The sequence below is a fragment of the endosymbiont DhMRE of Dentiscutata heterogama genome (assembly GCF_002888635.2).
Taxonomy (GTDB): domain Bacteria; phylum Bacillota_I; class Bacilli_A; order Mycoplasmatales; family CGIF01; genus CGIF01.
Map to the genome: position 1 here is coordinate 1 of NZ_CGIF01000001.1, position 25587 is coordinate 25587.

Here is a 25587-nt window from a genome sequence, read left to right on the forward strand (position 1 = left end):
TATTTTTATTTATCACATAATAACCAATAGGAGTTGTAGGTGTCCAGATATTTCTTCCCCACAAAAACCACAAACCCCTGCTCAGTTTTACTATTCGTCCAAGCTGCTGCTTCACCGGAATGGAATTACTTTTGCTCCGCAGTCTCTTTCCCCGGCAAGATTATATTGTTAAGGAAAGAATTATGATTACTTGTGCTTTACCGGTCAGATTAATTGAGTTAGCCAAAAGTCTAGTGGAAAGTAGAGAAATAGAAAGCGTTAGTTTTTTATTCAGATTAGGACTAATGTATTATGAAAGAACCAGTTGGGTCCCCCCTTTATCGGAATTCTCGCTCTGGTCCAACCCCAAAACTGATTATTCTTTTCGGATAGAAAAAGAATCTCTACATTTTTGACAGAACATTAAAGGAAATAAAGTCAAAATTTTGGAGAGTTGAGGTTGATTTTTAGGGAGAATGTATGTGGGGAAGTTGGTTAGGTAATTAATATTTACCGCTACCTAATATTTTACACTTTTAATCTAGCGGCTATATCCTTTTTACTATCTAGCTGCTAGATAATGCTCACTTAAAAAATAATTTTCCAAAAGGGAAATTAAATCTTCCCTATCTTGGACAACCATTTTCTCTCCCCAACTCCTTTTGCTCTTTTCAGCGATTTCCATCCGAGCCTTTCTCCTTTCCTCTTTTCGTAAACTCCAATCCGGAATATCTTCATTTAATTTAAGAAAATATTCAATCAATTCATTAACAAAATTTTCCTTTCCTTTTTGCGATAACCTTTCCATTAACTTTTTCCGTAATGGATAATGAATATCTTTTTCAATTTGCTGATTAACTTTTTGATTTTCTTTTTCTAATTCTTCATTCAACTCCATTAATTTACTATTTAAATCCCGAATATCTATTTTCTTTTCATTATGCTCCTCTAACAAGCGGCGAAATTTTTCCTCCCACTCTTGGACACTAAATCATCACCTTTGGCGGCGGTCTAAATTATTCTTTATCCTATTTTTCTTAACTCAAATCCCCACTTCGGGATATTTTTCGGGGTCAATCGCCATAACTTCTTTTCTAATTTGAAAAAAGTCAAAATTGCGAAAATCATATTTATCCACCTTAATTGCCTCCCCACTGGCTCCTTCTACTTTTCCAGCTTCCACTTTCGTTATCTTTTCTTCCTCCTCTTTCTCCACTTCACCCGAAAAATCAAAAGTAAAACAATGACCTAAACGGAGACACCAATTCACAAACTCTAAATCTTTTTTTTGTTTCTCTTTCTCCTCCCCTGTTTTATATCACTGCGAACTCAATATTAAACGCAATGATTTAGCTTCTGTAAAAAGCTCTCTTCTTTCTTTTTCGCTCTTTTTGGAACTTAAACAATAGCTTAGAGCCTCATCAAGAAAATCCTTTTCATCAATTTTTCGGTAGTCAAAAAGTAATTGATAAAGTTTTTCTGGCGAATGAAACTCAGCAAAAAAATTTCATAAATTTTCTATCTTTCCGGGTTTTTTTTCTTCCTCCTCAGATTCTTCAAAATACTCCACTAATACTTTTTGGTAAGTTGCTTCATTATTTACTAAATCAACAATAAATCCTTGGTCTTTGTCAGCATATTTACGATTAACCCGCGATATTTTTTGGAAAAAATTATGGGGAGCGGTGATGGGCTGGTCTAAATAAATCCGCTCCAAATTTTCCATATTAAAACCGGTAGTTAATTTATCCACTACTATCGCAATATTTAAGTCTGACCGCGGATTTTTAAAATCTCTAATATTTTCTTTCTCTTTGCCAATGGCACTAATTAATTCAGAAGATTGATAATGATACTGTTTACTAACAATTAAGCAAGCTTTATTTTGATAATTTGGGTCTTTTTGTAATTCCTTAAAAAATTTATAGGCCGCTTCTACATTGTAAGCCATATACATTACTTTTGGTTTACTTTTTAGGTAATGAAAACGAGAAAAATTTTCGTAGTCTTTTTTAAAAAAATCACTTATCATTTTGACTCTTTCTGAACTTTCAAAAAGAATATCCTTTTTACTTTTAGTGCTTTTTCTTTTATCAAAAACTACTTCTTTTTCGGGAAACGCTTGGGCAAATTCTTCTTCATCTCAATAAACTTTTGGTAAATATTCATAAGTTTTTTCATATTTTATCTTTACTACTATCTCATTTTGTAGAGCCTGATTTACTGAATAGGTATGAATGCGAGGTCCAATTTCTTCATAAGTTTTTCCGGCAATCGGGGTCGCAGTAAACCCCAAAAAAAAAGCCTGGGGGAAAACTCGTCGCATTTCCCAAGCCCAACTTACTTTTTTCTGTTCAGCATCCGCCACTAAATTTTGGGAACGATGAGCCTCATCAATTAGCACAAAAAGCCCTTTCGGATTATGAAATTCAGTTAATTCCTGAAACTTTTGAATGAGAGTAAAAATTATTTTACCTTTTCTTTCTTTTCCTAATTGTTCTTTTAATTCTTTAATGTTATCAATTACTATTAAATCATCCAGAGTGAAAAAAGTTCCAGCATATTCTCGGAAGCGTTCATAGATTTGTCGGTCTAACTCGTCGCGGTCAGTAATAACAATAATAGTGCATCCGGAATACTTATGGCGTAATTGGTTAGCCAAAAAAGCCATGGTATCTGATTTTCCACTGCCCGTAGTATGATTATTTACTCCCCCTTTTTGAGAGGAATTTTCAATAGTTTTTAAAGTCTCTTGGACGCAGTCATATTGGTGATAACGAGCAATTTTTTTAATTTTTTCAGAATTGAAAACGATATAATTTTGAATAATGTCTAAAATAATTGGGGGAGAAAAGAGATTATTTTTTTCAGACTTTCAAGGCGTATAATGAAAAATTTCACTACTAGTAGTGCCAACCAAATAATTGTCGCCATCACTCAAAACATTAAAAGCATTAGTAAGAAAAAGGGCGGGCAAATCCTCTTCGCAATCTTTCATTTGGTGAAAGGCTTCTTTTTTTCAATTTCTCCCCGCTCGAAATGGGTCTTTGAACTCCAAAATTACTACTGGCAAGTAGTTAATAAACAAAATTAAGTCTGGTTCTAAATAATTATTCTGTTTGGTGCGAATGCGTAAATAAGGAAAATAGGAGAATTTATTTTGTTGAGGATTATCAAAATCAATAAATTTAACTTGTTTATTTTCCCCTTGGATAGTGATTTTTAAGCCATTCCGTAAATAATTAAAAGCCGTTTGGTTATTGGGACTATTCAATAATTCCTCAATTCCTTGCGTAATGGCATGGTCGGTTAAAGAGGGATTTATTTTTTTGATTTGGTTAAAGAGTTCACTTTCATAAATGGCTCCATCAGTTTTATTTCGCCCTGTTTGAATACCTTCTATTCGATGTCAATCTCATTCTTGTAATTTTTTTAGAAAATCGTTGACTAGGTCTTTTTCTTTTAAAACCATATGATTAATTTTTTTTACCGAAATACTTCAAAAGCAGCAAATCTCTGATTTGCGAATGCAAATCTCTGATTTTCGCGAGCTTACTATCTAGGATAGTAAAAAATTTTTTTTGGTGGGCGGGGTTGGAAACTCAGTTGATTTTCATATTCATTATTTCAGCACTTCGAAGCATTTGGATAATTGAACCGTGCGAATAACCCCTTTTATGTTTATTAATTCACATTCTCAAAGCAAAAAAAAGCGTGGCATTTTCTAATTTATTATCACTTATTAAGTTTCAAATACTATCACCAATAATTATGTCATCGTTTTGGCATCAGGCTATTTTATCTGAATCTAATTGAATACGAGTAATTAAAACCGAATTTATTTTTCCATATTTTAAATCACACTCTTTCACCGCCTTTTCCGTAACCAACTTACTTGGCAGAGTATATTCCGTCAAAAAATATAAATTCGTTAAAACTCCGCTATTTATCCATTTAATCGTGCCATTTTCATAATACTCTTTATTTTTAGTGGAGGGCGTTTTGCCCCGCACTAACTTAAAATAATCTTTAATTTTAATTTCACTATCTCTATACTTCAAAAACAATAAATCAGCATATTCTAAAATAGTCTTAATTATCTCTAAAAGCCTATTATTATAAACTATCTCAGACTTAAATATCTTATCATAAACTATTTGAAATTTTTGGAGGATTTGGTTTTGTTCTGGGAGAGGAGGGAGAGATACTTTTATTGAAGAAAACGAATTTATACTCAACATAGGTATGGTGCTTCCAGTAGTAGTTTGTTTAATTTTTTCTTTATTAGCAGAGAGTAAATAATATAAATAATTAGGATTTACTATTTTAAGGTTGGGTTCCAAACATAAAACCGTGCCAGAGTAAGCCAATCCAGGTTTACCTGAATAAAAAATACTTCCAACAGTTCCTATTGCTGAAAAAAGTAAAGAGTTTTCAGTAGTCAAGGGAATTTTTAAATTTTTAACTGCGTATTCAGTAAGTTTTCTGGAAGGGTTAACAGTTTTTGATTCGACCTCTCCTCCTCGATAATAAGAAACTGTTCCATCTTTTCAATAAAGAGGATTGTTTAATTTTTGTTTATATCCAGACTTAACTTCGCAAATCTCCCCCAACTTATAAATTTTATCCATGCCAAATATACTAAAATTTTAATTAAAATTACTTAATGGTAAAAGTTGAGGAAAAGATTACTTATCGTCCTTATCTAAAGAGAATTGTGGTTAACAATTGAGAATTTGATACGATAATTATCAGTTCTCATTACGAAAAAGAACACGGCTCTTATATGAATGATGAAAAGATATTGAAGATAGTGGAACAGTTAGATAAGAGAAACGGCTTCGCTCCTAAACTCCAAGGTAAATTACCGGGTAGGGTAGAATGGCAATCATTTTTTTGAGAGCCTTTTTGCTATAATAAAAAAGCTTATCGGTTAATTTGATATTGAGAATTAGATACTCCTTGCTTGTGAATCCTTAACTGCTATCGGCGAAGTAAATTTGATAAAAAATGTTAAAATTTTCAAATATACAAAAGAATATGAAAAAAAAGTTAATCCAAAACAAAAACAATTACGCTCCTCATTTGCCCGAGAAACAAATAAATAAAATTGTGCGAGAATTGTCCGACCCTAATCTTTCTCCCGCTCCTTATTCTCCCAACCAAGCACAAGACTTAACTAATAGAGTAGCCGATATAGTTAGCGAGTTAATGAACGAATATAATCACAGAGTTATTGAAATTATTGAAAAAGAGAGAAAAGTAGCCTTTCAAGCCGGCCTAAAAGAGGGAAAAAAGCACCTTAAATTAAATAGAAAATAATCCTCATTATGAATGACTTCTATAATGATTTATGAAAACTACTTGATAACCAACGAGGTAGCATGGATTTACATAAATACAAAGAAATCTGCTTTGATTTAATTTTCCTTTTAGCAGTTAACCGAAAATTTGAGCAAAGAAAAGCCGAATTAGACCCCGAAGATAAAGAAGACTCCGACTATCACGAATTATGACTAGAAAAGGAAAGCCGTTGAGACTATATTAGCCAGCATGTTGACACTAATAAACTAAACCAAGTAATTCATGATGCTCTTTTAACCATTGAAAAATCTAACCCCGACTATAAAGACCTGACCCATAAAGATACTTTTCTAAGTAAAAATCTGGACTTTCAAAAGCTTTCCACCATTTTCCATGACTTCGATAATGCTTTTGCCAAGAAAGAGAATAATTTACAATTAGATTATTTAGGCAATACCTATCAATTTTTCCTTCAACAATTTGCTGCCAGTAGCGGTCGAACTGGCGGAGAGTTTTATACCCCGGCTTGTGTGGTTCAACTATTAGTTAACCTGCTCCAACCTTTTCCCCGCCCTAATTATGAAATAGTAATTTATGACCCATGCTGCGGTAGCGGCGGCATGTTCGTCCAGAGTCAAGAATTTATTACTAAAAATAAAAAAAATAATGAGAATGGCAATTTGGATGCTTATCAACCCCTTTGTCTAGGACAAGAAATTGATGATAGCACTTGAAAATTAGCCCGAATGAACTTGCTTATCCATAGTTTAAAGTTTCATTTAGGACTGAAAGCAGAAGATACTTTTAAAGAAGATTTACATCCGAACAAAAAAGCCGATTACATTATCACTAATCCCCCTTTCAATTTGGCTAATAAACATATTAAAGAGAATGACCCTCGCTGAAAATGAGGAATACCACCGAAAAATGATGCTAATTTTGCTTGAATAGAACATTGTCTTTCTAAATTGAAAGAAAAAGGAGTAGCAGCAATAATTATGGCTAATGGAACTTTGTCGGGATTGAATAAGAAAGTCGCTAGCATCCGGCAAAATTTAATAGAAGATAATTTAGTGGAAGCCATAATTACTCTGCCAAATAACTTGTTTTATACTACCGGTATTGCTCCTTGTGTATGAATTTTGCGAAAAAATAGAGAAAATGAAAGTGTATTAATGATTGATATTTCCCAAGATGATTTTGGAGAAAAAATTAGCAGCAGTCAAAGAATATTAACTGAAAAAAACATTAGAGAGGTTGCCGAATTGTATCACCAATTTCGTGATAAGAAAAAATTGCCTAAAAATGGGTTATTAGCAAAAATCGTCTCCCAAGAGGAAATTAAAGAAAGCAATTATATTTTGGTTCCGGCTCGTTATTTATCTCAAAGTGAGATTGAATTAACTCCGAAAGAAATAGATGAAAAATTATTGAAAACTACTCTCAAATTGAGGGATTTAATTAATCAACAAGACAACTACCACCAAGAATTAAAAAAATTGTTGGAAGAAGTTGAAGGAGAAATTAAGGAGAGGTAAATGGTTATTTTTAATGGTATGTCAAGAAAAAACAGGATAATATGGGAAGCAAGAAAATAACTTCTGTTGCTGTGTTTATTTGTTTAAGCTGTTCTTTTTTGGCATATTATTTCTTAATAGGCTCATCACAACCCAATCCACAATTTTTCGGACAAGTAATAATTTCTATGGTTCCATGAAGCGGAGCCGAACATTTATAGCCCGAACGGCAACGACATTTTAATATTGTTTTTGGCATGATTTTCTATTTCTTTCGTTGCTTACTATAACACTCCAAAGCCTTCTCCAACACTTCATTATAATGCTTTCTTTCCTCATAAGCAATAGATTTTAATTGTTCTATTCACTCCTTTTTTACCCTTGTAGCGAATAAATGAACCCGCCCAGTTTTTTTTAAGGTTCTTTTATCAATATTTAGGGATTGAGTATTTTCGCTAACTTCATCAATAGGAGCCGAACCTCAACTCTTTTGTTTTTTAGTTTTTGGTTTGCTTTCTTTTTCGGCTTTTTTCTCCTTCTTCTCAACACAATTAACACAGTAAGTATGATTATTATCCAACTCCTCTCAATTACGAGCCATGGAATAAGCGACTTCTTGCTGAAATTCCTTTCCGCAACTATCACAAGTAAAATTTGTTTTTGAAAAACCAGTTAGTTTCATATATTATATTTTACTGTTAACTGCTAACCAAGATAACAGTTAACATTTTTTTAATATACTTTTCACTAACCCTTTTACTTGTTCTTGTAATCTTTTATATTTTACCTCGCCAATACTTAATCCTTGATTCTGGGCTTCTTGATAAGAAACTTTTTCCTCCAACGCCAGCGGGAAAATAAAATAACCTGTTTGCGATAAATATTCACGAGTGGCTTTTTCCATAGCAGGAGAACCAACCGCATTAATCAGGAAATTTAATTTACTTTTCGGAATTCCCGCTTTAAACAATCCATTAAATTCTCTAATGGCAGGATTTAGGTCATCCAAACTTGGCCTGACTGGTTGAATAATTAAATCAGCCTGTTTGGCAATGGCTAAACTTTCTTTACTTATTTTAGCTGGTCCGTCAATTATTAAGTAGTCGTAATTTTTCTTTAACATTTCAGGTGGGAAGTAAGGAGAAGACTGACAATTAATAACAGGTTTTATGCCTTGGCTTTTTCTCCTTTCCGCTCATTCTTGGCTGGTTTTTTGTTGGATATCAAGGTCAACCAGTAAAGTATTTGGTTTTTGCTTGGTAAGTTCGACCGCCAAAGCCCGAGCCAAAGTTGATTTTCCTCCCCCGCCTTTTTGTGATAGACAAGCAATTATTTTTGGCGTTTTTATACCAGTTCCCTTTTTTTTAAGTATTCCCATAAATTACAAGCAGACATTATTTTTTCTTGGATTTCCTCCATTTCTTTTTCACTGACCTTCCCTAAAAAAGAATTTTTAATAATTCGTCCCAAACTATAAGTTTTCAATTGGTCGATCATGGCTTTTCCTTTTTTACCCTCAATAATTACTTTTACTTCAAAGGGATAAATTTTGGCTAGTTCAGTTTTTTTAGTGGTAGCAGGCACTATAATACAGCGTTTATTCCATTTATTTAGTCCTTCCACTGATATCACAATTCCCGGCCTAGTTTTCATGGCTTCGGTGCCTTCGGTTTCTTTGCGACTGATGCGGAACATGTAAACTTCACGGGGATAAACAATGGTAGGTTTGGAATATTTATTAGTTTTTAATATCACTCTACTTGGCATATTTTCTGCTTAGTTCTTCTTCATCCTCCTCGTCAGCTTTTTCTCATAAGGAGATTTCCTTTTCCCGCTCTTTATCCTTAATGGCTTTGCCATAATCAGCAAAAATATTTTCTTTGCTTTTCATTTCAATATATTCTCGCAATTTATCTTTTTTGCTACTTGGTTTTTTATCAACTAAAAGTTGGTTATAAATAACCTCATGTTCAATATGATTTTTTGCTAGAATACTTTTTAATTTATTGGCATTAGCAGTTTTAATTATTAACAATTCAGTCATAATATTATATTTTAGTTTATTTTTCTAACCAAGATAACAGATAACCATGTTAGCAGTTAACATAGATAACAGTTAACTTTTATGAGTTTTATTGCTTATCGCCCAAGCAGTCTCCTATAACTACTTCCCCGATACCCCAATTAATCCAGAGGCTTAATTTCCCCTATTTAGGCAAATTTCTTCATCTCTCATTCTTCTCTTTCTAACTCTCTAATCTTATCCCGCAATTCATTACACTCTCTTTCTAATCTACTACTTTTATTCATTCTTTTGATAATTGTGATGATTAGAATGATAAAACCAATCAAGGGCAAAAATATTCAACAAATAAACCAATAACTTGCTCAAACTTGTTCTTTCTCTCTCTCTCTCTCTCTCTCTCTTGGAGTTGTTGTTTTAAACGCTCAATTTCCTGGACCAATTCAGTTTTGGTGTATTTTACCATATAGAATATTTTACTTTTTTTCTATCTTGGCTAATTAGTGATAATTTCTACTTCACTAAATTTCAGATCTTTTTTTGTAAGTTTTCCAGTCAATTCTTTAATCTCTTTTACTCTTTTTTCAGCATTTATCGGCTTTTTTTAGGTTTTTTACTTTTCGCAAGGAGGCATTACTCCCTCGTTATTATTTATTACTCATACTTATTATTATTAATTTTTTTTGACTTAAACCCGGCTTTTTGGAATAAATTCCAAAATGAAAAAAAGGGTTTTTTTCAATTCCCCAATGACAATTTGGGAAATAGCCTTTTTATTTGCTTATTTTTCTTTTTTAAGTATGAATAATAAGTTCATAAATAATAACGGAGTAAACCTCCTTAATACGAGTAAAAAAACCAAAGTTGAAAGCCAAATTGAAGAGTTAAAAAAGCAAGAACAAGAGATTATTATTGAATTGAGTAGTTGAGAAACTAAACAACAAAAAGCCAAACAATTGGCTGGTTATTTAGATGAAGTAAATATATTTAGCACTAAACATTTAGCCGAAGCGGTAGACCAAGCCAAAAAGGAAAAAGAGAATTGCGATGACTGATGATTAGAACTCTTAATTGAAAATAAGGTTAACTTTGCTCTCAAATTTGAACCTGCCAAGCAAACTTTTTATCAATTAGTTTTCCAAAAAATAGAAAACCAAGTCAACCATTTAAAAAGTCAACTTGGCACTATTCAAAACCAATTATCTCACCAAGAACGGATATTCGCTCGCATAGAAGTCCGTCGGCAAGGTCGCGAACTTTTAACTTGCGAATATAAAAACCGTCTTGGTTGTTTAGGTGCTTATCAGTGCGATAATTGCCAAATTAATTACTCCGTAGCTGACAATAACCAAGCCACAGAAATTTCTCAATAATCATGGCAAGTATAGAATTAAAATTTCAAGGAACTTTTAATAAGTCTGATTATTTACAAGAATTTTCCTGCGGCATTTGTCAGCAAACTATTACGGAGCAGGATATTTGTCAGAGCAATTATCGCCTTTATGTGAGTGATTATGCTAATGAAGTTAGCAAAGATGAATTTTTCTCCGACCGCTTGGGTCGGAGTCTAACCGCTTATGGATTAACATTTTGGTTAAAAGTTGTAGAACACTTGGAGTGTCCGGATGAGGGGGAGGGCTAACCCCCTCTTTTTCTCTCTTTTGGCACATCTGCGTCTGTGCTTTTAAGAAAATTATTAGCAATTTTATCCTCTAAATTTTTCTATTCTTTTTTTATTCCCGACCCTTTTCCAACTTTAATCCCGACTTTTCTGTTGTTTATTCCTCCCTTTTTTGGATAAATTTCCCTCTTTTTACCCTAATTTTCAATTTATTCCTCCCCAAATGTGCTATTTCGACATAATGACTAGTCATTGGTGGATTATCAATATGAATTATTTTAGAATCTTCCAATATATTGAGAAGATCATTCCTTATGCTCCGACAGTCTTCTTCATAAGCTTGCTTTTTCTCAAAATCAGGGAATTTAGTTTTTACAATAGTGATACAATTAACTACGTCATTGTCAAAAATGACCGAATTTAATAGATTAAAGGTTTTAATTTCTTCTTCAGAAAACCGCTCGCCAACAACGAAAAGAATCTGAAAACCCTCTTTGTTTAAGTGGTTGATTATATTTCCATCTAACTGACAAAGAAATTCTTCAGCAACAAATCCAGCAGTACCAAATCCCGCTGTGTCAACGATACGATAATTGATTCTATTTTCCTCAAACTCCGCAATTTGAATATCTCTAGTTTTACCGATGCTACCAGCACTTTCTTTAAAAATTTCTTCAAAATTACCATGGCTGTTAAGTAACACGTTAGCGAGAGTAGATTTACCACTTCCAGTTCGACCGATTAATAATATATTTCTAGTATTTGTCATAATTTTTTATTATTTACATTATTCTGCAAAGAGCAGTGACTATAACCCCGGCAATGCTAGTTATCACTCCTGCTCCGCTTAAAACTAACTTAGCGGTTTTTTCTCAATTTATGTTTTTTTCTTGTAAGTATTGTTTGGTCTCTTGATTAATAAGTCCAGTTTCCTGTTTTTTTTCTTCCTGCAATTCATTTAATTTTTTAATTTCTTCAGCACTTAGCCCACCTTTATTTTGCAAAGAAGTTATTTGCTGTTCTAAAGTAGCTTTATTTTCCATATGTTTACTAATTCTAGTGGCTAATTCTTCCAAATTTTTAGGTTTATAAATATCTGGACAATCTTCTAAATGTTCCAGAAGGATAAGTCGAGATTTCTCCCGGGCCTTTTGATAAATTTTTAATTCTTCAGGGTCATCAATGTCCAAGGGCGGGTTATTGACATGGATTAGTTTATGACAAGAAGTAATTATTTCTGCTAATTCAGCATTATTTTTTTTCATTCTTTCAATATCCTCCCGACATCTATTCTCATTGCGAAAATTAGGAAAATTGGTGCGGACAATGGTAGTATATTTAGCAATATCTTGGTCAAAGATAGCTTTTTTTAACAGTTCTTCATAAATGATCCTTTCTTCTTGGGTAAAACGACCACTAGTGACTAAGAGGACTTGGCTTAAACCATAACGAACCGCGTAAACAGCTTCGGCTATTTTTTGTAAAACTTCTTGCTCGGATAATTTGGTATCACCAATACCGACCGTGTCAATTACTTGATATTTTATATCATTATGTTTAAACTGACCAATTTGAATATTTTTAGTTTCACTGACTGCAAATTCACTTTCTTTAAACTTATTGGTGTTAGTTAGGACATTGGCTAAGGTAGATTTGCCTTTACCGGTACGGCCTATTAGTAGTATATTGCGTTGGTTGCTTAGTTTGGCCTGGAGGTGAGTGATTATTTGGCCAGCAGTGGCAAGTTGTTCTTGAGTGTCGGATAATTGGGTAATCAACTGGTTATTATTTTTTTCTAGTTGAATTTTATCAGTAGTTAAAGTTTGACATTGGGTTCGTAAATAAACTAGTTCTTGCTCATTTTTAATTTTTTCTGCCCTGTGAAGGGCTTTTTCTTCCTTATACCCGTTAACTTTGGTGTTATTAGGAAATTTACTTAGTTCGGTTAACTTTTCGGTTGCAGGGTTATATTCTAGTAAGCGAACGGCAAAAAGGACATATTGATTAATCACTATTGCTCGGTTTTCATTTCATTCTAAAGGGATGATTTCTTTAACAATTCCACCTATTTCTAGTTTTTCTTTATGGTTTTGGATTATTTGATTTCATTCAGGGATGGTTGGCATGATTTTAGTTATTTTTGGGAAGAACTTCGATTTGAGATGCTTGCTGAACTTCTGACCTTATCCTTAATTCAGTAATTCTTTTTTGAAGTTCGCAAAGGGAATTTATTTTCTCAATACTTATTTCATAATCCTTGCTTGTTGTTTTTTTAATTTTTTCTAGTTGTTCTTTAACAAAGGAGACATTCTCCTCACCCTCATTACTAAAAATCATCTCCACTAATTGGATCTGCACCGCTAAAAGAGTATCCACTTGTCCTTCCACTTCTTTCTTTCCTGTGTTCATATTTCCTGAAATTTTTTGACTTTCAAATGCGTGAGGTTTCACTTCGTCATGTTTCATACTACTGCCAAGGATAAGAATAGCAGGGGTCTCATTGTGTGGCATAATTCGAGGAAAGACACGATATTCCTTGACGTTAGACGTTATCTTGTAAGGCGGGTATTCTCATCACTCATCATCGTTTCTTAAATTTAAGTTTTCATCAATTTTTTCTAATCATTTATCGTTTCTTTCCAATGCAAGCATCTCAAAGAACTCATCACTTTTCTTAATTGCTTCATCCAACTTAGTTTTACCAAACAGGAGTTTCACTTTGTCTGCCTGTTCAGAGAAAGAAACACCGCAAACACAAAGAGTAACAAAATGCTCACAATTTTTTTTGAGCAGATTATACTCCTCTTTAGCGTATCTTGAAAAAACAGCTTTAACGATGTGTTCTACTATTTTTTCTGGCTTTTTGAACGGAACAATTAAATGGCATCTAATTAATTCGTTTTTTGTCGCTTTTAAAAATTCATCTCAACTGGTAATTCCAGTGGCGAATTTTCCAAACCTATCCTTAATTTTTCTTCCCGAATGAGCAGAAATGTGAACTATTTGTTTATTACCTAGGTAAATACCAACATGGTAGTGGTTTGTTCAGGGAATTTTTCGCCAAACCATGTCTAAAGGTTTAAGATAATCGTCGGGATTGACTATTTCTTTTACCGCAAGTTCATTTTTTTCACTTGGTAAGAAATAAGTTTTTTTCATAACGGTTTGCAGAGGGAAATTTATATTAGTATATAAAGCTGTAATAGGGTTTTCTCCATTCAACTTCTCTTTTATTTCCTTTATCTTTTCCTGAATCTTTCCCACTGCTAAATTTTCGCTGACTTCAATAACTCCAAAAATCTCTTCTACTTTTCCAAAGGCTTTTTCGTAAACTACTAGTCAGATATTTTTTGACTCCCCGTCACTACCTTCACTAGTAACCACCGCACAATTAGGATTTCACCAGGTAGCAAAAATATCAACCTCCTCCACCTTAGAAATGCGAGAAAAAATTAATTCTTGCAACTTTTCGTGGTACTCTGACACTAGTTCTGATTTCTTTTCTATTTTCCTTGCTCATTCTTCCAAAATTAGTTGAGCGCCTTTTTCTCTTTGATTTTTTAGTTCTTTAATATTATAGTCAAAAATTCTTAGATATTTAAGGTCTTTATCCATGCCAATTCCATTGATAGTTAATTTTCTCAAATTTCTCATGCCTTCCAAAGGTTTTAGGTTAATAATTTTTTTCTCCCTTTGCTCACCTCATCTTTTTTTGCCGCTTGGTCCTATTATCAGTTCTTCTAAGTTAGGAAAGACAGAGATAAGTTTCAAATCTGGGAAAAGCAGTCTATTGTCGCTAATGTCGAGGTAGGCCAAATTTTTAAAATTATCCTCATTTTGCCTTTTCACCTCCATAATGTCCTTTAACTCACTAAACTTCTCTTGATTAAGGATAAGCGACGACGAAAAAACCAAGTTAGAAAGTTGATTATCTCGACAATCCAATACCTCTAATTGCGGACAGTTGCTTACATTAAGATCAATTAATCCGCTTTCAAAACAACTAACTTTTCTAAGTTCTAGATAGTTACTTAAATCAAGTTTTTTTAATTTATTTGCTCCTGAGCAATTAACCTTTACTAATTTTGGACAGTTAGACAGAACTATACTGGTGACATCTCCGCTATAAGAACAATCCAACTCCTTTAAATTTACAAAATCTCTCAGGTCTAGATGACCACTTAACTTCTCTTTTCCGCTTTTAGGAAAGTTTAATTTTTCAATTTCCTTTCTTGCTTCCTTGGGATAATTTTTATCTAGTCAAGTTTTAAAATCAACTGCACTTTCTAATTGCGGAGAGGTTTGGTGGGTATCGCCTGTTGACTTGATTTCTCTGTCCCTTATTCAGTCAAGTTCATCATTCTCATTTTTGTCTATTATATGAATCATTTCAGCGGCTTTGGCATTTTTTTCTTTAAGCAGTGAAGCGGGGTCATTATTCCTTCATTTTTCGACATCTATTCCATATTGAACATAATGTGAGGATAGAATGAACCTCTTTTCGTAAGGTTGGAGAACATCATAAATTTTCTTTACTGCCATATTCTTTTGCACTGGCTCGCAAAATAATTCCTTAAGGGAATTAGGCAAATATTCCAACCCTTTATCAATGTGGGTACCACTAATGTAGAGGCTATGCAATTTATTTAAATCTTTCAGTGACTCTAAAGAACCATAAAGACGATTATAGCAATTTTTCTTTATCCTTTGCTTATCGCTGTTACCTATTCATAAACTTCCGAGATTAGTAAAACGGGAAAATTCTGACAGATCATGAGAAGCAATGTTATTATCCGTGATATTTAAGGAGACAAGATTTCAAGAATTAACTGAAGATAAAAATTGCAAGTCAGTAAATTTATTATCATTACAGAAAAGTTTTTCTATTTTGAGACAATCACTCACATTCAAATTACTTATTTTATTATAACCGCAATTAAGTTCTTTAACATTGGTAAAACCGTTTAGATTTAGGGGACCCTCGAGATTTTTTTTGCTAATGTCTAAATGAATAACTTCTCTTTTTTCCGAGTCAGAGGGATAACTATTATCTAATCATTGTTGAGCATCAGTAAAACTTGCTAGTTCCCAAGGAGTTTGACGAATTATTTCATCCTTGTTACTATCAAGTAAACTAATTAAATCTGAAAGGAGAAGATCATCCACTTTTGAAGATTTATTTATCTCTCTCCATCGTCGGTAATTACCTTGTTCTCTTCTTACTGATGTGGGAGCATCTTTTTCTTCGTAAAGCCAAAGTTCATTGGCAATTTTTTTTACCTTAGTTTCTTTTCGACAACTAGAACTACAATTAATCTCCTCTACCGAATCAGCAAGATACTCCAGACCGTTATCAATGTCGGTGCCTCGAATGTCAAGTCTTTTCAACTTAGTTAATTTTTGTAATGGTCTTAAACTTCCATCAAAACGGTTATATATACCCCTTTTCACTCTTTCTTTTTCTCACTTCATTGCTCCTATTTTTAATGTTTCCAAGTTGGTAAAACGAGAAAAAACCGATAGGTCAGAGGAAGCAATATTATTATTGCTGATATCTAAATAAACTAGTTTTTCAGGACAAGGTAATTGCGACAGAAAATCAAGGCTAGTCAATAGATTTCCTTGACAAGAAAGAATTTTTAGTTCTTGGCACTTCTTCAATTTAATTCTATCCAATTTATTATTGTCACAGATCAATTTTTCTAAGTTAGTGAACTTTTTCAGATTTAAGTATCCTTCTAAGTTTACATCAAACCCTTGCTCAGCGTTAGAATAATTACGCATAAGATTTAATTCTTTGACCAATTTGGCCTTAGCTTTTGGATAATTAGCTTCTAGCCATTTTTGAGCATCTATTGTTTTCTCTTCATAGTTTAGTCCTAACAATTCGTTCTCTAAATGTTTTTTATATTCCCCTCTTAATCCCTCCTTGTTTCCATGATTTAAAACTTGATAAAAATTTAAGTTTTTAACATCCCTCAACCATCGAGCGTAATCAGCATCGCTGGACTTCAACCCAACGTCTAATCACTTTTTGTATTCCTCATAACTAAATCTGTATTTTGCTCACTCTGAAAAATAACTCACATATTCTCTTTCTAATTCCTGCCAAAATAATTGTGGGTCCGTCTCACCGCAATCCAAAACTTTCTTGGTATCATAGCCTCGCTGCTTTAGATACCCAATGATTCCATTATCGTTTATCGGAGGAAAAAAAATACTTCCCAATGCTCCTAACTTCACGCTTCTTAGTACAACAGTTTCACCTTTTACTAATTTGCTATATCCATCTCTTAAATATTCGACTATTTTCTTACCACTAGCAGTAAATCCGACAGCAACGCCTGCAGGAGAAGCACCTATTTCATTTCTTAGTCACTGAGCAAATTTTGCTTCTGTTATCTGCAACCTTGCTACATTTATTCATTGTTCTGTTTCTTCGGGACTAAATCCTAACTTTATTCACTCTGTTTGTAATTTTGGAGAATCTAGTCCAGGAATACTATCTCATTTTTGTTTTAAATATTCCTGGTATTGTTCACGCAGAAACTTGTCATTATTTTCTTCTAAACAATTAAAATATTCGGGAGAAGTCAGTTTATAAATATCGCGAAGCCAAACTATATATGTGGAATCTTGATTACTTGTATTAACATTAATTCATTCTTCAATTTCTTTCCAACCAAATCCTTTATTTCGTAGTTGGAGAATTAACTGTCAGGTGACTTTTTTGCTTTGCTCGGTTAAATATTCTTGATATTGTTCTCGTAAATCGACTACTTCCTCACCATCTATATTATTTAAAAATTCCCCTGCATCCTCCATTTCTACTTCATCACGCAATCAGGCACAGAAACCAGCATCTTGGGGTTGAAAGCCAATATCTAGTCATTCTTTGGTAGTATCATAATCAAATCCTTTTTCTTCTCAGTTTTTTTGTAATTCCTCGGTAAACTCCGTATTTATTTCTTGTCAATTTATTGGCATATTTTTATTACTTTCTTTTGATAGTTTAATTTGCTGTTGTTGTTGATTTATAAATTGTTCATTTTCCTTTTTTTCTTTCTTGCAATATTTCTTTCCCGAACTATGTCTAATTAACTTGGCTATTTCTTTTTGATCATTATTAAGCAAATCACTTACCTTAACACCCATTGTTGCTTTTATATGAGCCGATACCTCTTGGCGAATATCACTTTCTACTTTTTTTATCTCATTTTCCAATTTTCCTATTTCTTGCTCTGTTTTATTTAACTCTGCCAGTTCGGTTATGATTTCTTCTTCTTTAAATTCATAAATAACTTTATCATTGCTGCCAGAAGATTCTTCTTCAACACCAATGCTTTCTGCTGTAATATATGGTTGCTCACTTTCTATTGAATTTTGGCTGTTTTTCTTATCTGTCATACTATTTATAAATTGTTTCTTGAATAATATTTTCGAGCCTTATCTCTTTCTTTTTTTGACTTCCGTGCTTTTCTCACTGTTCTATTTGTTGTCCTAAACCAACTAACCTTTCACAATAACGAAAAATTTTTTCTATATACCCTTCCGGAAAGCCTTTTTCTCTAAAAGTTTCCTTCAGTAATGCTTTGAGATTGTCCTTTGCTTCTTCTTCGGCTCTTATCTTGCTAATATCAATAAAATTCTCTACTAATCTTGTTAATTCACTACTTCCAAGCGATTCCTTAAAAGTTTTTATTTCTTTGCCAACCTTTTCGCCAATTGTTTTTAACCGTGAGTAATAAATTTTCCTTAACTCCTCTAATTCCTCTGTCAACTTCTCCTTTCTTTTCATATGTTCGCTGATTTTGCTACTAAGTTCTTGCAAATTCTGAGGTTTATAAGTACTTTGGCAGTTCTCTTGTAAATATTTTAGCAGTCTTTCTTTGGATTTAATCCTCATGCTTTTATTAAAATCATCACTTAAAGGAGGGTTATCAACATGGATAATTTTTTTTTGGCAAGAACTGATTATTTCGGCTAACTCATTGCTTTCTTTAGTCATTAAATTAATATCCTCTTCACTTTCCTTTTTAGTCCTAAAGTTTGGAAAATTAGTACGAACGATAGTAGTGTAGTCAAGAATATTATCGTCAAAAATGGTTTTCTTTAGTAAGTTGTAAACAATTGTCTCATATTGGCTAAACTTACTATTAATAACAAAAAAAACTTGTTTAACACCGTCCTTTGATAGATAAACTGCCCCCGCTATTATATCTAATATCTCATGTTCGGCCAATTTTGTGTCCCCAATTCCTGGAGTATCAATTATTAAATAATTGATATCATCACCTTCAAATTTTTCGCTTTGAATGTTTCTGGTCTGACTAACACTCAAGGAACTTTCTTTGAATATTTCTTTAAAAGAATTATCCTTGTCAACTAAGACATTAGATAAAGCAGATTTACCGCTGCCAGTTTTTCCAAGTAATATTATTGTTTTAAACATGTTTCTAGTTATTTTTGGGTAGGCATTTCCATGTGTGTAATGTATTCTCCAGAAATATTGACACTAACAGGGGTTCCTGGCACACTCACTCCGATACTGCCTCTTATACTTTTATCCACTTTTTTAACCAATTCATCTTTGACCTGTTTTAGGTCTTCTTCTTTAGTTGAACTACTACTTTGCTTAATTTTTTCTTTCTTTCCCATGTATTTTTCTACCATTTCATAAATATCATCTCACTCTTTTAATTTATAAATTTCTAAACAATTTTTAACTAAATAATTCAGCACCCTCTCTCGTGATTCTGTCCTTATTTTTTTATTGGAGTTTAGTTTTCTTTCTCTTTCCTCTCTTTCTTTCTCATCTTCATCGTCAGCAGCAGAAATATTTGTAGAGGGATTATCAACATGAATAATACTATTACAAAAACTAATTATTTCTTTAAGTTCTCCGCTCTTTTCATTTTCATTAAATAATGCTTGTTGATCTTTTTGACATATTTCCTTTATCTTGAAATCTGAAAAATTGGTTCGAACTAATGTAGTAAATTTAGTAATTTGACTTTCGGAGATAAAATCTTTGAAAGTTTTATAAGCGAGACTTTGTTCGCTTGTAAACCTCCCCTGAAATATAAAAAGAACTTGGTTGATTCCTTCTTTAGTTGAGTGAATCCCTTCGCCTATTTTGAATAAATTATCCCTCTCGGAAAGTTTGGAAGTATCTCCAAATCCTACATTATCAATTACCCGATATTTTTTGCCTTTTCATTCAAAAATGTCACTAACTTGAAAATTCTTAGTTGTACTGGTGCTATAGCCTCCTTCTTTAAATTGTTCAGTATTAGATAAAGCATTAGCTAGAGTAGACTTTCCATTTCCAGTTATGCCAACTATTAGGATATTTCTAACATCATTATCTACTACTTTTCTTATTTGGGGACTATTTTTTATCGAGCCCTTGGCTAACTTTCCTTTTTCAACATCATAAGTAAGGCCAGACTTTATCGCACCTTCACTAAGGTTTAAACAACTGTTTATATTCACTTCTTCTAATTTAGGACAAGTACTTAAATCTAATTCTCGTAGGGGATTATTTGAACAATCAATTTTTTTGAGATTAGAGCAACCGGTTACATTTAAATTAGTAAGTTCATTACCACGGCAATCTAATTCCTCTAAGTTAGGACAGTCACTAACATCCAAACTAATTAACTGATGAGAAGAGATTATTAATTTTCGTAAGTTGGTAAAATCTTCTAGTTTTAAATCTTCGGTTAAATTTTTGTTTCTGCTAAATATTCCGTTGCCAACTTTTCCTTTTCTGAGGTCTAGTAAGGTTATGCCTTTTCTGGTTTTGCCTTTATTTTCTAGATCGTTGTCTCTTTGGCAAGTGCCGTTTGTTGGATATTTTTCTTCCAGTCATTGCTGGGCGCTTACGTTTACCATATTAGTTTTGTTAATTATTAGTTAAGTTTTCCAATCACAACTCGGCAATTAAGCCAAATTATACCCAACCAGGAGTGATATATAGTTAACTAGCTAGTTAGATATCTCGTTTTTTCTGACCATAGACAATTATTTATTACACTATTGATATATAGAAATCATTTCCCAGAGGGAATTAGCACCTATATTTTAGATTTTATATATTTTTTTCAGTCAACTAAACTGCCAACTTTTATTAGAGCCGCAAATACTTCGACGACTTCAACCAATACAAGTTATAAGTATCCAAATACTTCTTCCCCCACAAAAACCACAAACCCCTGCTCAGTCTTACTATTCTGCTTCCCAAATGACACAATTAATATAAATTCCTTCATCAGTCTTTTGTAAAAGAGAAACTTGACAAATCCCGGTCATCACCTCTCTCTGCTCTATACTCACTTGCCCAAGCCTTTGAGCATTCACAAACAATCTAGTCCCCTGATGCCTACTCAAAGTTATAAAATGCATCAAGAATCTTTGCCGTTCTCTCACATCCTGCACTATATTCCCTTTAAACAATAAATTAATCTCATCCAAAAAAATAGTTTCAGTCACCCCTAATCTCTGACTAGGAGCATAAGAAAAATCCAATTGCCCTTTCTCCGCTCAAGGGAGTTGACAAGGAAAAGTAGCATATTTATTCTCCCCGGGCAATTCATTAGCTAACATCGCCAATATTGCCGTCTTCCCACTTCCTATGGGGCCAAAAAATACGAGACCGTTGCTTTTAGCACAGTAATCTAAGAACTAAGGAGTATTATCCAAAATTAGTTGGCCTTTATTTTTGAAAAGGACTAGGAGGAGACCCCCAGTTAGGATACCGAGAGAGGCTCAGATACAAACTCCTAACAGGAATTTACATTTATCTAATAAATTAGATAAAAAACTTCCTTCAGTAGGCCTATAAAAAATAAACAATAAAAAAATTGGAACTATTAACAAAAATTTATAAGCCTGTAAAAACTCTCGTCAGTTGATTTTTCTCAACCTTTTTAGTTTTTTCTCCGGTTTATTTTTTTCCATACTAATTTTCCAAACCCAAAACAATATGCAACGCCTCTTCCACCTCTCTTAAAACTTCCCAACCAACTCTCCCCAAACACTTTCCTTTAATCCGGGATTTATCAGCCACTCGCATTTGTTCCGGTAAGATTTTGGCTAACTTATTTTGGAAAACAAAACTGACATGAAAAGGAGTAGGTGGTAATTTTTTGCTACTAGTTAAAGGAATGACCATTACTCTTCGGCTAACTTCATTTTGTTCATCATTACTGATAATTAAACAAGGGCGGGTTTTCCTGATTTCACTACCTTTGACGGGATCTAATTCTACTCAGTAAATTTCACCTCTCTTAACTCTTCGGGATATTTGAGGTGGATTAATTTTCAACATCTTCTAAATTAGCCTTTTCTCATTCTTCGGCTTCTTTTTGGTATTCAGAACAATTTTCTAAGGCCTGGTAAGCAGCTTTTAAACTTTGCTTATCAGTTTTTTTAAGTTCTTTTTCTACGGCTTTTTTAACAAATTTGCTGATATTACCTTTGCCAATTTCTCGTAATAATTGCTCGTATAAAGGAGTTGGTAAACTAATGCTAAAAGTTTGTTTTACTTCCATAATATATTATTTTAACGTTATTTAATGTTATGTTGGTTAGGTCTTTTTTTTAATTCTTTTTCTGGTTCTTGATTCTCTTGGTCTAAATCTATTTCCTCAATTTTTACTGGTTTACTCTTCTTTTTCCCCTTTTCCTCCTTATCAAACTTTTCAATATCCTGAGGAGTTAACTTTTCTGTTTTTAACTGATATTTTTTTAAGTTGGATTTGATATCTTTTATTCTTTCTCTTTTTTTACGAACCACTTTCTCTTCTTTTTTCCTTTCTTGTAAGTATTGCAGTAAAAGATTACGATTAAATTTCATATTTTTTAATCATTCCTCTTCACTCCTCTCCATACCACTCTCCTCAATCACCCTTAATATCTCCCCAGCCTCCTCCGCTTTCAATTTCTCCTCAAAAATATACTTAAGTCAATTCTCCTGATAATCTTTGGGTATATTTCAATGAGGGTCATAAAAACTTGTTATTTCTTTATTATCTATGGGAATTATTGTGGGTAATAGATTATATCAGCTATCATTGGCTTGGACGAATAAGAGACTTTTATCCATAAAACTAACGTAAGTCAAAACTTTTCAAGTTTTATTTTTATTAGTAGCAAAAACAGTATTGGAAGTAGGACTATTAGTAGTTCAAATAAAAGTTCCACCTAGTTTTCCTGCTTGGCTAATATAATCAGTTAGAGCAGAATAGCCTTGTTCCCCAAATTCCTTACCTGCTCACTTCTCAAAAGCACCTAAATCATCAATAAAATAATAAAACTTATGAGGTGTACCTCATTTACCTGAAATATGAACTTCCAAAGTCTCTTTACTAAGAGTGTAAGTAGACTGAGGAGTAGGAAAATTAGTAAACTTTACTCCATTTAGATGTTTAAAAAGATGACTTAAAAGTCAGGATTTACCTTTGCCTGAGGACCCTGTTATTTCAATAAAACTATGCTTAGAAAGTAAAGAAAAAACTTGTTCTTTTTTTAGTTAGTCTAATTGTCGTCAAGTAATTAGTTTATTGTTTTCGGTGTGTAAATAAAAAAGATTCATTATACCAAACCCAAAAAAAATTACCTTCTTCGTCTATTAATCCTCCCCGTAGTCATATTCAAAATCCCTTCTACTTCCCCACTATCTATCCTAGCCAAAGCTTTCCTCCTCCTATAAGCCCGCCATCTTTCTTTATCATTAGCATATTTAGCGGGTCTACCACCTAATTTACCTCATTTTTTAAAATCTTTGAGAGAAAAAATTTTTTTGGTTATTTTTTTCCGGTTCAAATTATCCGGTAATTTTTCAGAGAATTTTTTTTCCTCTTGATGGTTTTTTCCAGAAAATTTTTTTTGACCTTCCATATATTTTTTTTACTCTATCCGCTACGAAACCCCTATTAAAAACCTCTCAAAATTAGTTATAAAAAGCAATAGTTTATTTTATAAACTATATTATATTTTTATTTATCACATAATAGACCATTAGGTGGGAAATAAAGATTTTAGAAATTAAAAATAATTTTCTGGTTTGTAAAAAATGTATGAAAATTATAATATAGATTAAAAGATTCCCAACAATAAGTAAATATAAAACAAATATGGATAAATTAAAAATTATACGAAAAGAATATAAACAATTTCCTTGTAATCAATGCCAACAATATCAATGCAATAGATCAAAATGATATACTTACTATGATTTAGAGGTAGTTGTACCGGTAGATGGAAGAAGCGGAGGCACTTGACGCCTTTTTTGTTATTATGATCCAAGTCAAAACAATCATCAAGAAGGTGGTTATTTATATATTAATCTACGTGAATTAGGATCTCAATATCATGAATATGATAATAGAGTTTTTTTTAATTTTAATGATCAAGCATATGAATATAATACGGTCTGTTATAGTGTTCCTCCTCCTAGACCACCAAACTAGTAGTTGACTAATAAGAATTTTATTAACTTATAGAATAAACTAAAAATGGTAAACGCCCAAGAATGACTACAAAATAATTATCCCAATAAAGAAATTGTAATCAAAATCAAACGAAATCATCTTTCAGAGAGAATTGAGGGAGAATTAGTTATTGAAAACTTTCCTAATTTGCAAAAAATAAATGTTAGTTCGTTTAGAAAAGGAAAATTAACTAAACTAAAAATAATCAACTGCCCTCAACTAAGGAAATTAAATTGTGAAAATAATCAGTTAGAAAAATTGGATATTGATGAAATTAGTCATCGTCACTTACAGAAAGTTAATTGTAAGAATAATGAATTAAGATTTGAGTTAAATCCTTTTCCTAATCGAGATTTAATTGATAAGTATGGTCAGTGTCAAAAATGTTTTCGAAATAACACTAGTTATAATTGATGCCAACCTTGTGCTGAACAAGAATGACAAGAAGATATAAAAAACTTAACAGGGCAAGAAGTAGTGAAAAAGTTTATTGAACAACAAAAAGAAAGAAAAGAATATGAAAGATTAGCATGAATTCCTTATGAAGAATTTACTAATGTAGAATATCTAGCCGAAGGTGGTTTTGGCAAAGTTTATAAGGCTAAATGAAAGTGGAAAGATGGCGATGATAGAATGGTTGCTCTCAAATCTCTTACTGAATCCCAAAACATCACCCTAGACTTCTTAACTGAAATTGCTAATACTAAGTTAGTTGATGGTGAGGTTGGAATTGTAAGATGCTACGGTATTTCTCAAGACTCCAACACTAAGAATTACGTGATGGTGATGGAATATAAGGAAGGGGATAACCACAGAAATTATTTAAAAAATAATAATAGTAAATTAACTTTGGGGGATAAAATTCATGGTTTATTTTCTCTTGCTAACGCGTTAAGAATTATTCATAAGCAAAATTTAATCCATGGAGATTTTCATAGTGGGAATATATTAAATGATCCTTGAATCGAAAGAGGCGAAAAGCTTTTTTCTGGATATATTACTGATCTAGGATTCAGCCGACCAGTTAGTTTCCAGAGAGAGGAAGGAAAAATTTTTGGGATTCCCCCTTATATAGCTCCGGAAGTTTTACAGGGAAAATCCTATACGCAAGCATCCGATATTTATTCTTTTGGAATAATTGCTTACGAACTCTTGGCTAATGCTTATCCTTATACCGAGATGGATAATTTAGACTTGGCTTTAAGGGTATGTAATAAAGAAAAACCATTACGACCTAATATTGACAGTTTGCAAATACCTCAATTACTAAAGGATTTGATTAAGAAATGTTGAAATGATAATCCAAAAGAAAGACCTAATTCCACGAATTTAACTTATGATTTATACCATTGGAATCAAGGAAATGATATTGAGTTTACTCAGCAAGTTAAAGAAAAAGAAGAAAAATACAACACTTTCTCCCAAAACACTCCTTACCAAATCCATTCCACAGCCATTATTGCTAGCAAACCGATAAACACTAAGGAAATTACTGAAAGTCTAAAGACGAAAGAATGTCAAGATTCTGGTATTTTGGAACTAACTTTGGATAAACTTAATCTTCAAGAAGACCAGTCAGAAAATGCTCTTCAAGCCCAAATAGAAGTTCCTCTGAAAGAAAATAATTAGAATTTAGTTCTCAGTTGT

Annotated in this window: 26 protein-coding genes; 8 read left to right on the plus strand and 18 right to left on the minus strand. The window is 32.6% G+C overall.

Annotated features, from left to right (window positions below):
• The first annotated feature begins 182 nt into the window (after nucleotides 1-182).
• A complete protein-coding gene (locus tag DHMRE_RS00005) occupies nucleotides 183-482 on the plus strand; it encodes a hypothetical protein (RefSeq protein ID WP_322632032.1) in 300 nt (99 codons plus the stop codon).
• Between the two features lie 59 nt (nucleotides 483-541).
• Here the strand turns inward: DHMRE_RS00005 and DHMRE_RS00010 are convergent, their stop codons facing one another.
• On the minus strand, nucleotides 542-3451 hold the full coding sequence (locus DHMRE_RS00010; protein ID WP_195909679.1) for an HsdR family type I site-specific deoxyribonuclease: 2910 nt from the start codon (nucleotides 3449-3451) through the stop codon (nucleotides 542-544).
• Nucleotides 3452-3455: 4 nt separating this feature from the next.
• Complete coding sequence (locus DHMRE_RS00015; protein ID WP_195909680.1) at nucleotides 3456-4610, minus strand: restriction endonuclease subunit S; 1155 nt, start codon at nucleotides 4608-4610, stop codon at nucleotides 3456-3458.
• A gap of 35 nt (nucleotides 4611-4645) precedes the next feature.
• Here DHMRE_RS00015 and DHMRE_RS00020 point away from each other — a divergent pair, with 35 nt between their 5' ends.
• From DHMRE_RS00020 to DHMRE_RS00030, 3 genes are read left to right on the plus strand one after another with little or no spacing between them, the layout of a single operon-like run.
• A complete protein-coding gene (locus tag DHMRE_RS00020) occupies nucleotides 4646-4996 on the plus strand; it encodes a hypothetical protein (RefSeq protein WP_322632033.1) in 351 nt (116 codons plus the stop codon).
• A 23-nt stretch (nucleotides 4997-5019) separates the two neighbouring features.
• Nucleotides 5020-5301, plus strand: coding sequence for a hypothetical protein (locus DHMRE_RS00025; protein ID WP_322632034.1), 282 nt, complete (start codon nucleotides 5020-5022; stop codon nucleotides 5299-5301).
• Between the two features lie 8 nt (nucleotides 5302-5309).
• On the plus strand, nucleotides 5310-6821 hold the full coding sequence (locus DHMRE_RS00030; RefSeq protein WP_195909682.1) for an N-6 DNA methylase: 1512 nt from the start codon (nucleotides 5310-5312) through the stop codon (nucleotides 6819-6821).
• Between the two features lie 106 nt (nucleotides 6822-6927).
• Here the strand turns inward: DHMRE_RS00030 and DHMRE_RS00035 are convergent, their stop codons facing one another.
• The 6 genes from DHMRE_RS00035 to DHMRE_RS00060 all read right to left on the minus strand — a co-directional run bounded on the left by DHMRE_RS00035 (nucleotide 6928) and on the right by DHMRE_RS00060 (nucleotide 9289).
• Nucleotides 6928-7059, minus strand: a complete 132-nt coding sequence (locus tag DHMRE_RS00035; protein WP_322632035.1) for a hypothetical protein — start codon at nucleotides 7057-7059, stop codon at nucleotides 6928-6930.
• A 6-nt stretch (nucleotides 7060-7065) separates the two neighbouring features.
• A complete protein-coding gene (locus DHMRE_RS00040; RefSeq protein ID WP_195909683.1) occupies nucleotides 7066-7482 on the minus strand; it encodes a hypothetical protein in 417 nt (138 codons plus the stop codon).
• Nucleotides 7483-7521: 39 nt separating this feature from the next.
• Nucleotides 7522-8178, minus strand: a complete 657-nt coding sequence (locus tag DHMRE_RS00045; protein WP_195909684.1) for an AAA family ATPase — start codon at nucleotides 8176-8178, stop codon at nucleotides 7522-7524.
• Nucleotides 8145-8567: a type II toxin-antitoxin system PemK/MazF family toxin gene (locus tag DHMRE_RS00050; protein ID WP_195909685.1), complete on the minus strand. Its 423-nt coding sequence runs from the start codon at nucleotides 8565-8567 to the stop codon at nucleotides 8145-8147. The genes DHMRE_RS00045 and DHMRE_RS00050 overlap by 34 nt, the downstream gene beginning before the upstream one ends.
• A complete protein-coding gene (locus tag DHMRE_RS00055; protein ID WP_195909686.1) occupies nucleotides 8557-8844 on the minus strand; it encodes a hypothetical protein in 288 nt (95 codons plus the stop codon). The genes DHMRE_RS00050 and DHMRE_RS00055 overlap by 11 nt, the downstream gene beginning before the upstream one ends.
• A 286-nt stretch (nucleotides 8845-9130) precedes the next feature.
• Nucleotides 9131-9289, minus strand: a complete 159-nt coding sequence (locus DHMRE_RS00060) for a hypothetical protein (protein WP_195909687.1) — start codon at nucleotides 9287-9289, stop codon at nucleotides 9131-9133.
• A gap of 334 nt (nucleotides 9290-9623) precedes the next feature.
• Between DHMRE_RS00060 and DHMRE_RS00065 the strand changes: the two genes are divergently transcribed.
• Nucleotides 9624-10196 carry a hypothetical protein gene (locus tag DHMRE_RS00065; RefSeq protein ID WP_322632036.1) on the plus strand — a complete coding sequence of 191 codons (573 nt, stop codon included), beginning with the start codon at nucleotides 9624-9626 and terminating at the stop codon, nucleotides 10194-10196.
• Nucleotides 10197-10198: 2 nt separating this feature from the next.
• On the plus strand, nucleotides 10199-10465 hold the full coding sequence (locus tag DHMRE_RS00070; RefSeq protein ID WP_195909689.1) for a hypothetical protein: 267 nt from the start codon (nucleotides 10199-10201) through the stop codon (nucleotides 10463-10465).
• A gap of 136 nt (nucleotides 10466-10601) precedes the next feature.
• On the opposite strand, the gene DHMRE_RS00075 is transcribed toward DHMRE_RS00070, so the two are convergent.
• From DHMRE_RS00075 to DHMRE_RS00120, 10 genes are all read right to left on the minus strand, one after another.
• Nucleotides 10602-11213: a GTPase gene (locus tag DHMRE_RS00075; RefSeq protein WP_195909690.1), complete on the minus strand. Its 612-nt coding sequence runs from the start codon at nucleotides 11211-11213 to the stop codon at nucleotides 10602-10604.
• A 13-nt stretch (nucleotides 11214-11226) separates the two neighbouring features.
• Entirely contained in the window at nucleotides 11227-12570 is a 1344-nt protein-coding gene (locus tag DHMRE_RS00080) for a GTPase (protein ID WP_195909691.1), read from the minus strand.
• 4 nt (nucleotides 12571-12574) lie between these two features.
• On the minus strand, nucleotides 12575-17851 hold the full coding sequence (locus DHMRE_RS00085; RefSeq protein ID WP_195909692.1) for a lecithin retinol acyltransferase family protein: 5277 nt from the start codon (nucleotides 17849-17851) through the stop codon (nucleotides 12575-12577).
• A 1-nt stretch (nucleotide 17852) separates the two neighbouring features.
• Nucleotides 17853-18896 carry a GTPase gene (locus DHMRE_RS00090; protein ID WP_195909693.1) on the minus strand — a complete coding sequence of 348 codons (1044 nt, stop codon included), beginning with the start codon at nucleotides 18894-18896 and terminating at the stop codon, nucleotides 17853-17855.
• An 8-nt stretch (nucleotides 18897-18904) separates the two neighbouring features.
• The gene (locus DHMRE_RS00095) at nucleotides 18905-20341 is read right to left on the minus strand and encodes a GTPase (RefSeq protein WP_195909694.1); all 1437 of its coding nucleotides are present in this window, start codon (nucleotides 20339-20341) and stop codon (nucleotides 18905-18907) included.
• A 333-nt stretch (nucleotides 20342-20674) separates the two neighbouring features.
• A complete protein-coding gene (locus DHMRE_RS00100) occupies nucleotides 20675-21052 on the minus strand; it encodes a hypothetical protein (protein ID WP_195909695.1) in 378 nt (125 codons plus the stop codon).
• Between the two features lie 355 nt (nucleotides 21053-21407).
• The gene (locus DHMRE_RS00105) at nucleotides 21408-21776 is read right to left on the minus strand and encodes a type II toxin-antitoxin system PemK/MazF family toxin (RefSeq protein ID WP_195909697.1); all 369 of its coding nucleotides are present in this window, start codon (nucleotides 21774-21776) and stop codon (nucleotides 21408-21410) included.
• On the minus strand, nucleotides 21763-21999 hold the full coding sequence (locus DHMRE_RS00110) for a hypothetical protein (protein ID WP_195909698.1): 237 nt from the start codon (nucleotides 21997-21999) through the stop codon (nucleotides 21763-21765). The genes DHMRE_RS00105 and DHMRE_RS00110 overlap by 14 nt, the downstream gene beginning before the upstream one ends.
• A 17-nt stretch (nucleotides 22000-22016) precedes the next feature.
• Complete coding sequence (locus tag DHMRE_RS00115; RefSeq protein ID WP_195909699.1) at nucleotides 22017-22805, minus strand: hypothetical protein; 789 nt, start codon at nucleotides 22803-22805, stop codon at nucleotides 22017-22019.
• Between the two features lie 257 nt (nucleotides 22806-23062).
• Nucleotides 23063-23347: a hypothetical protein gene (locus DHMRE_RS00120; RefSeq protein WP_195909700.1), complete on the minus strand. Its 285-nt coding sequence runs from the start codon at nucleotides 23345-23347 to the stop codon at nucleotides 23063-23065.
• Nucleotides 23348-23583: 236 nt separating this feature from the next.
• Here DHMRE_RS00120 and DHMRE_RS00125 point away from each other — a divergent pair, with 236 nt between their 5' ends.
• Nucleotides 23584-23919, plus strand: a complete 336-nt coding sequence (locus tag DHMRE_RS00125; RefSeq protein ID WP_195909701.1) for a hypothetical protein — start codon at nucleotides 23584-23586, stop codon at nucleotides 23917-23919.
• A gap of 45 nt (nucleotides 23920-23964) precedes the next feature.
• Nucleotides 23965-25569 (plus strand): protein kinase, encoded by a 1605-nt coding sequence (locus DHMRE_RS00130; protein WP_195909702.1) that lies wholly within the window; start codon nucleotides 23965-23967, stop codon nucleotides 25567-25569.
• Nucleotides 25570-25587: the final 18 nt, after the last annotated feature.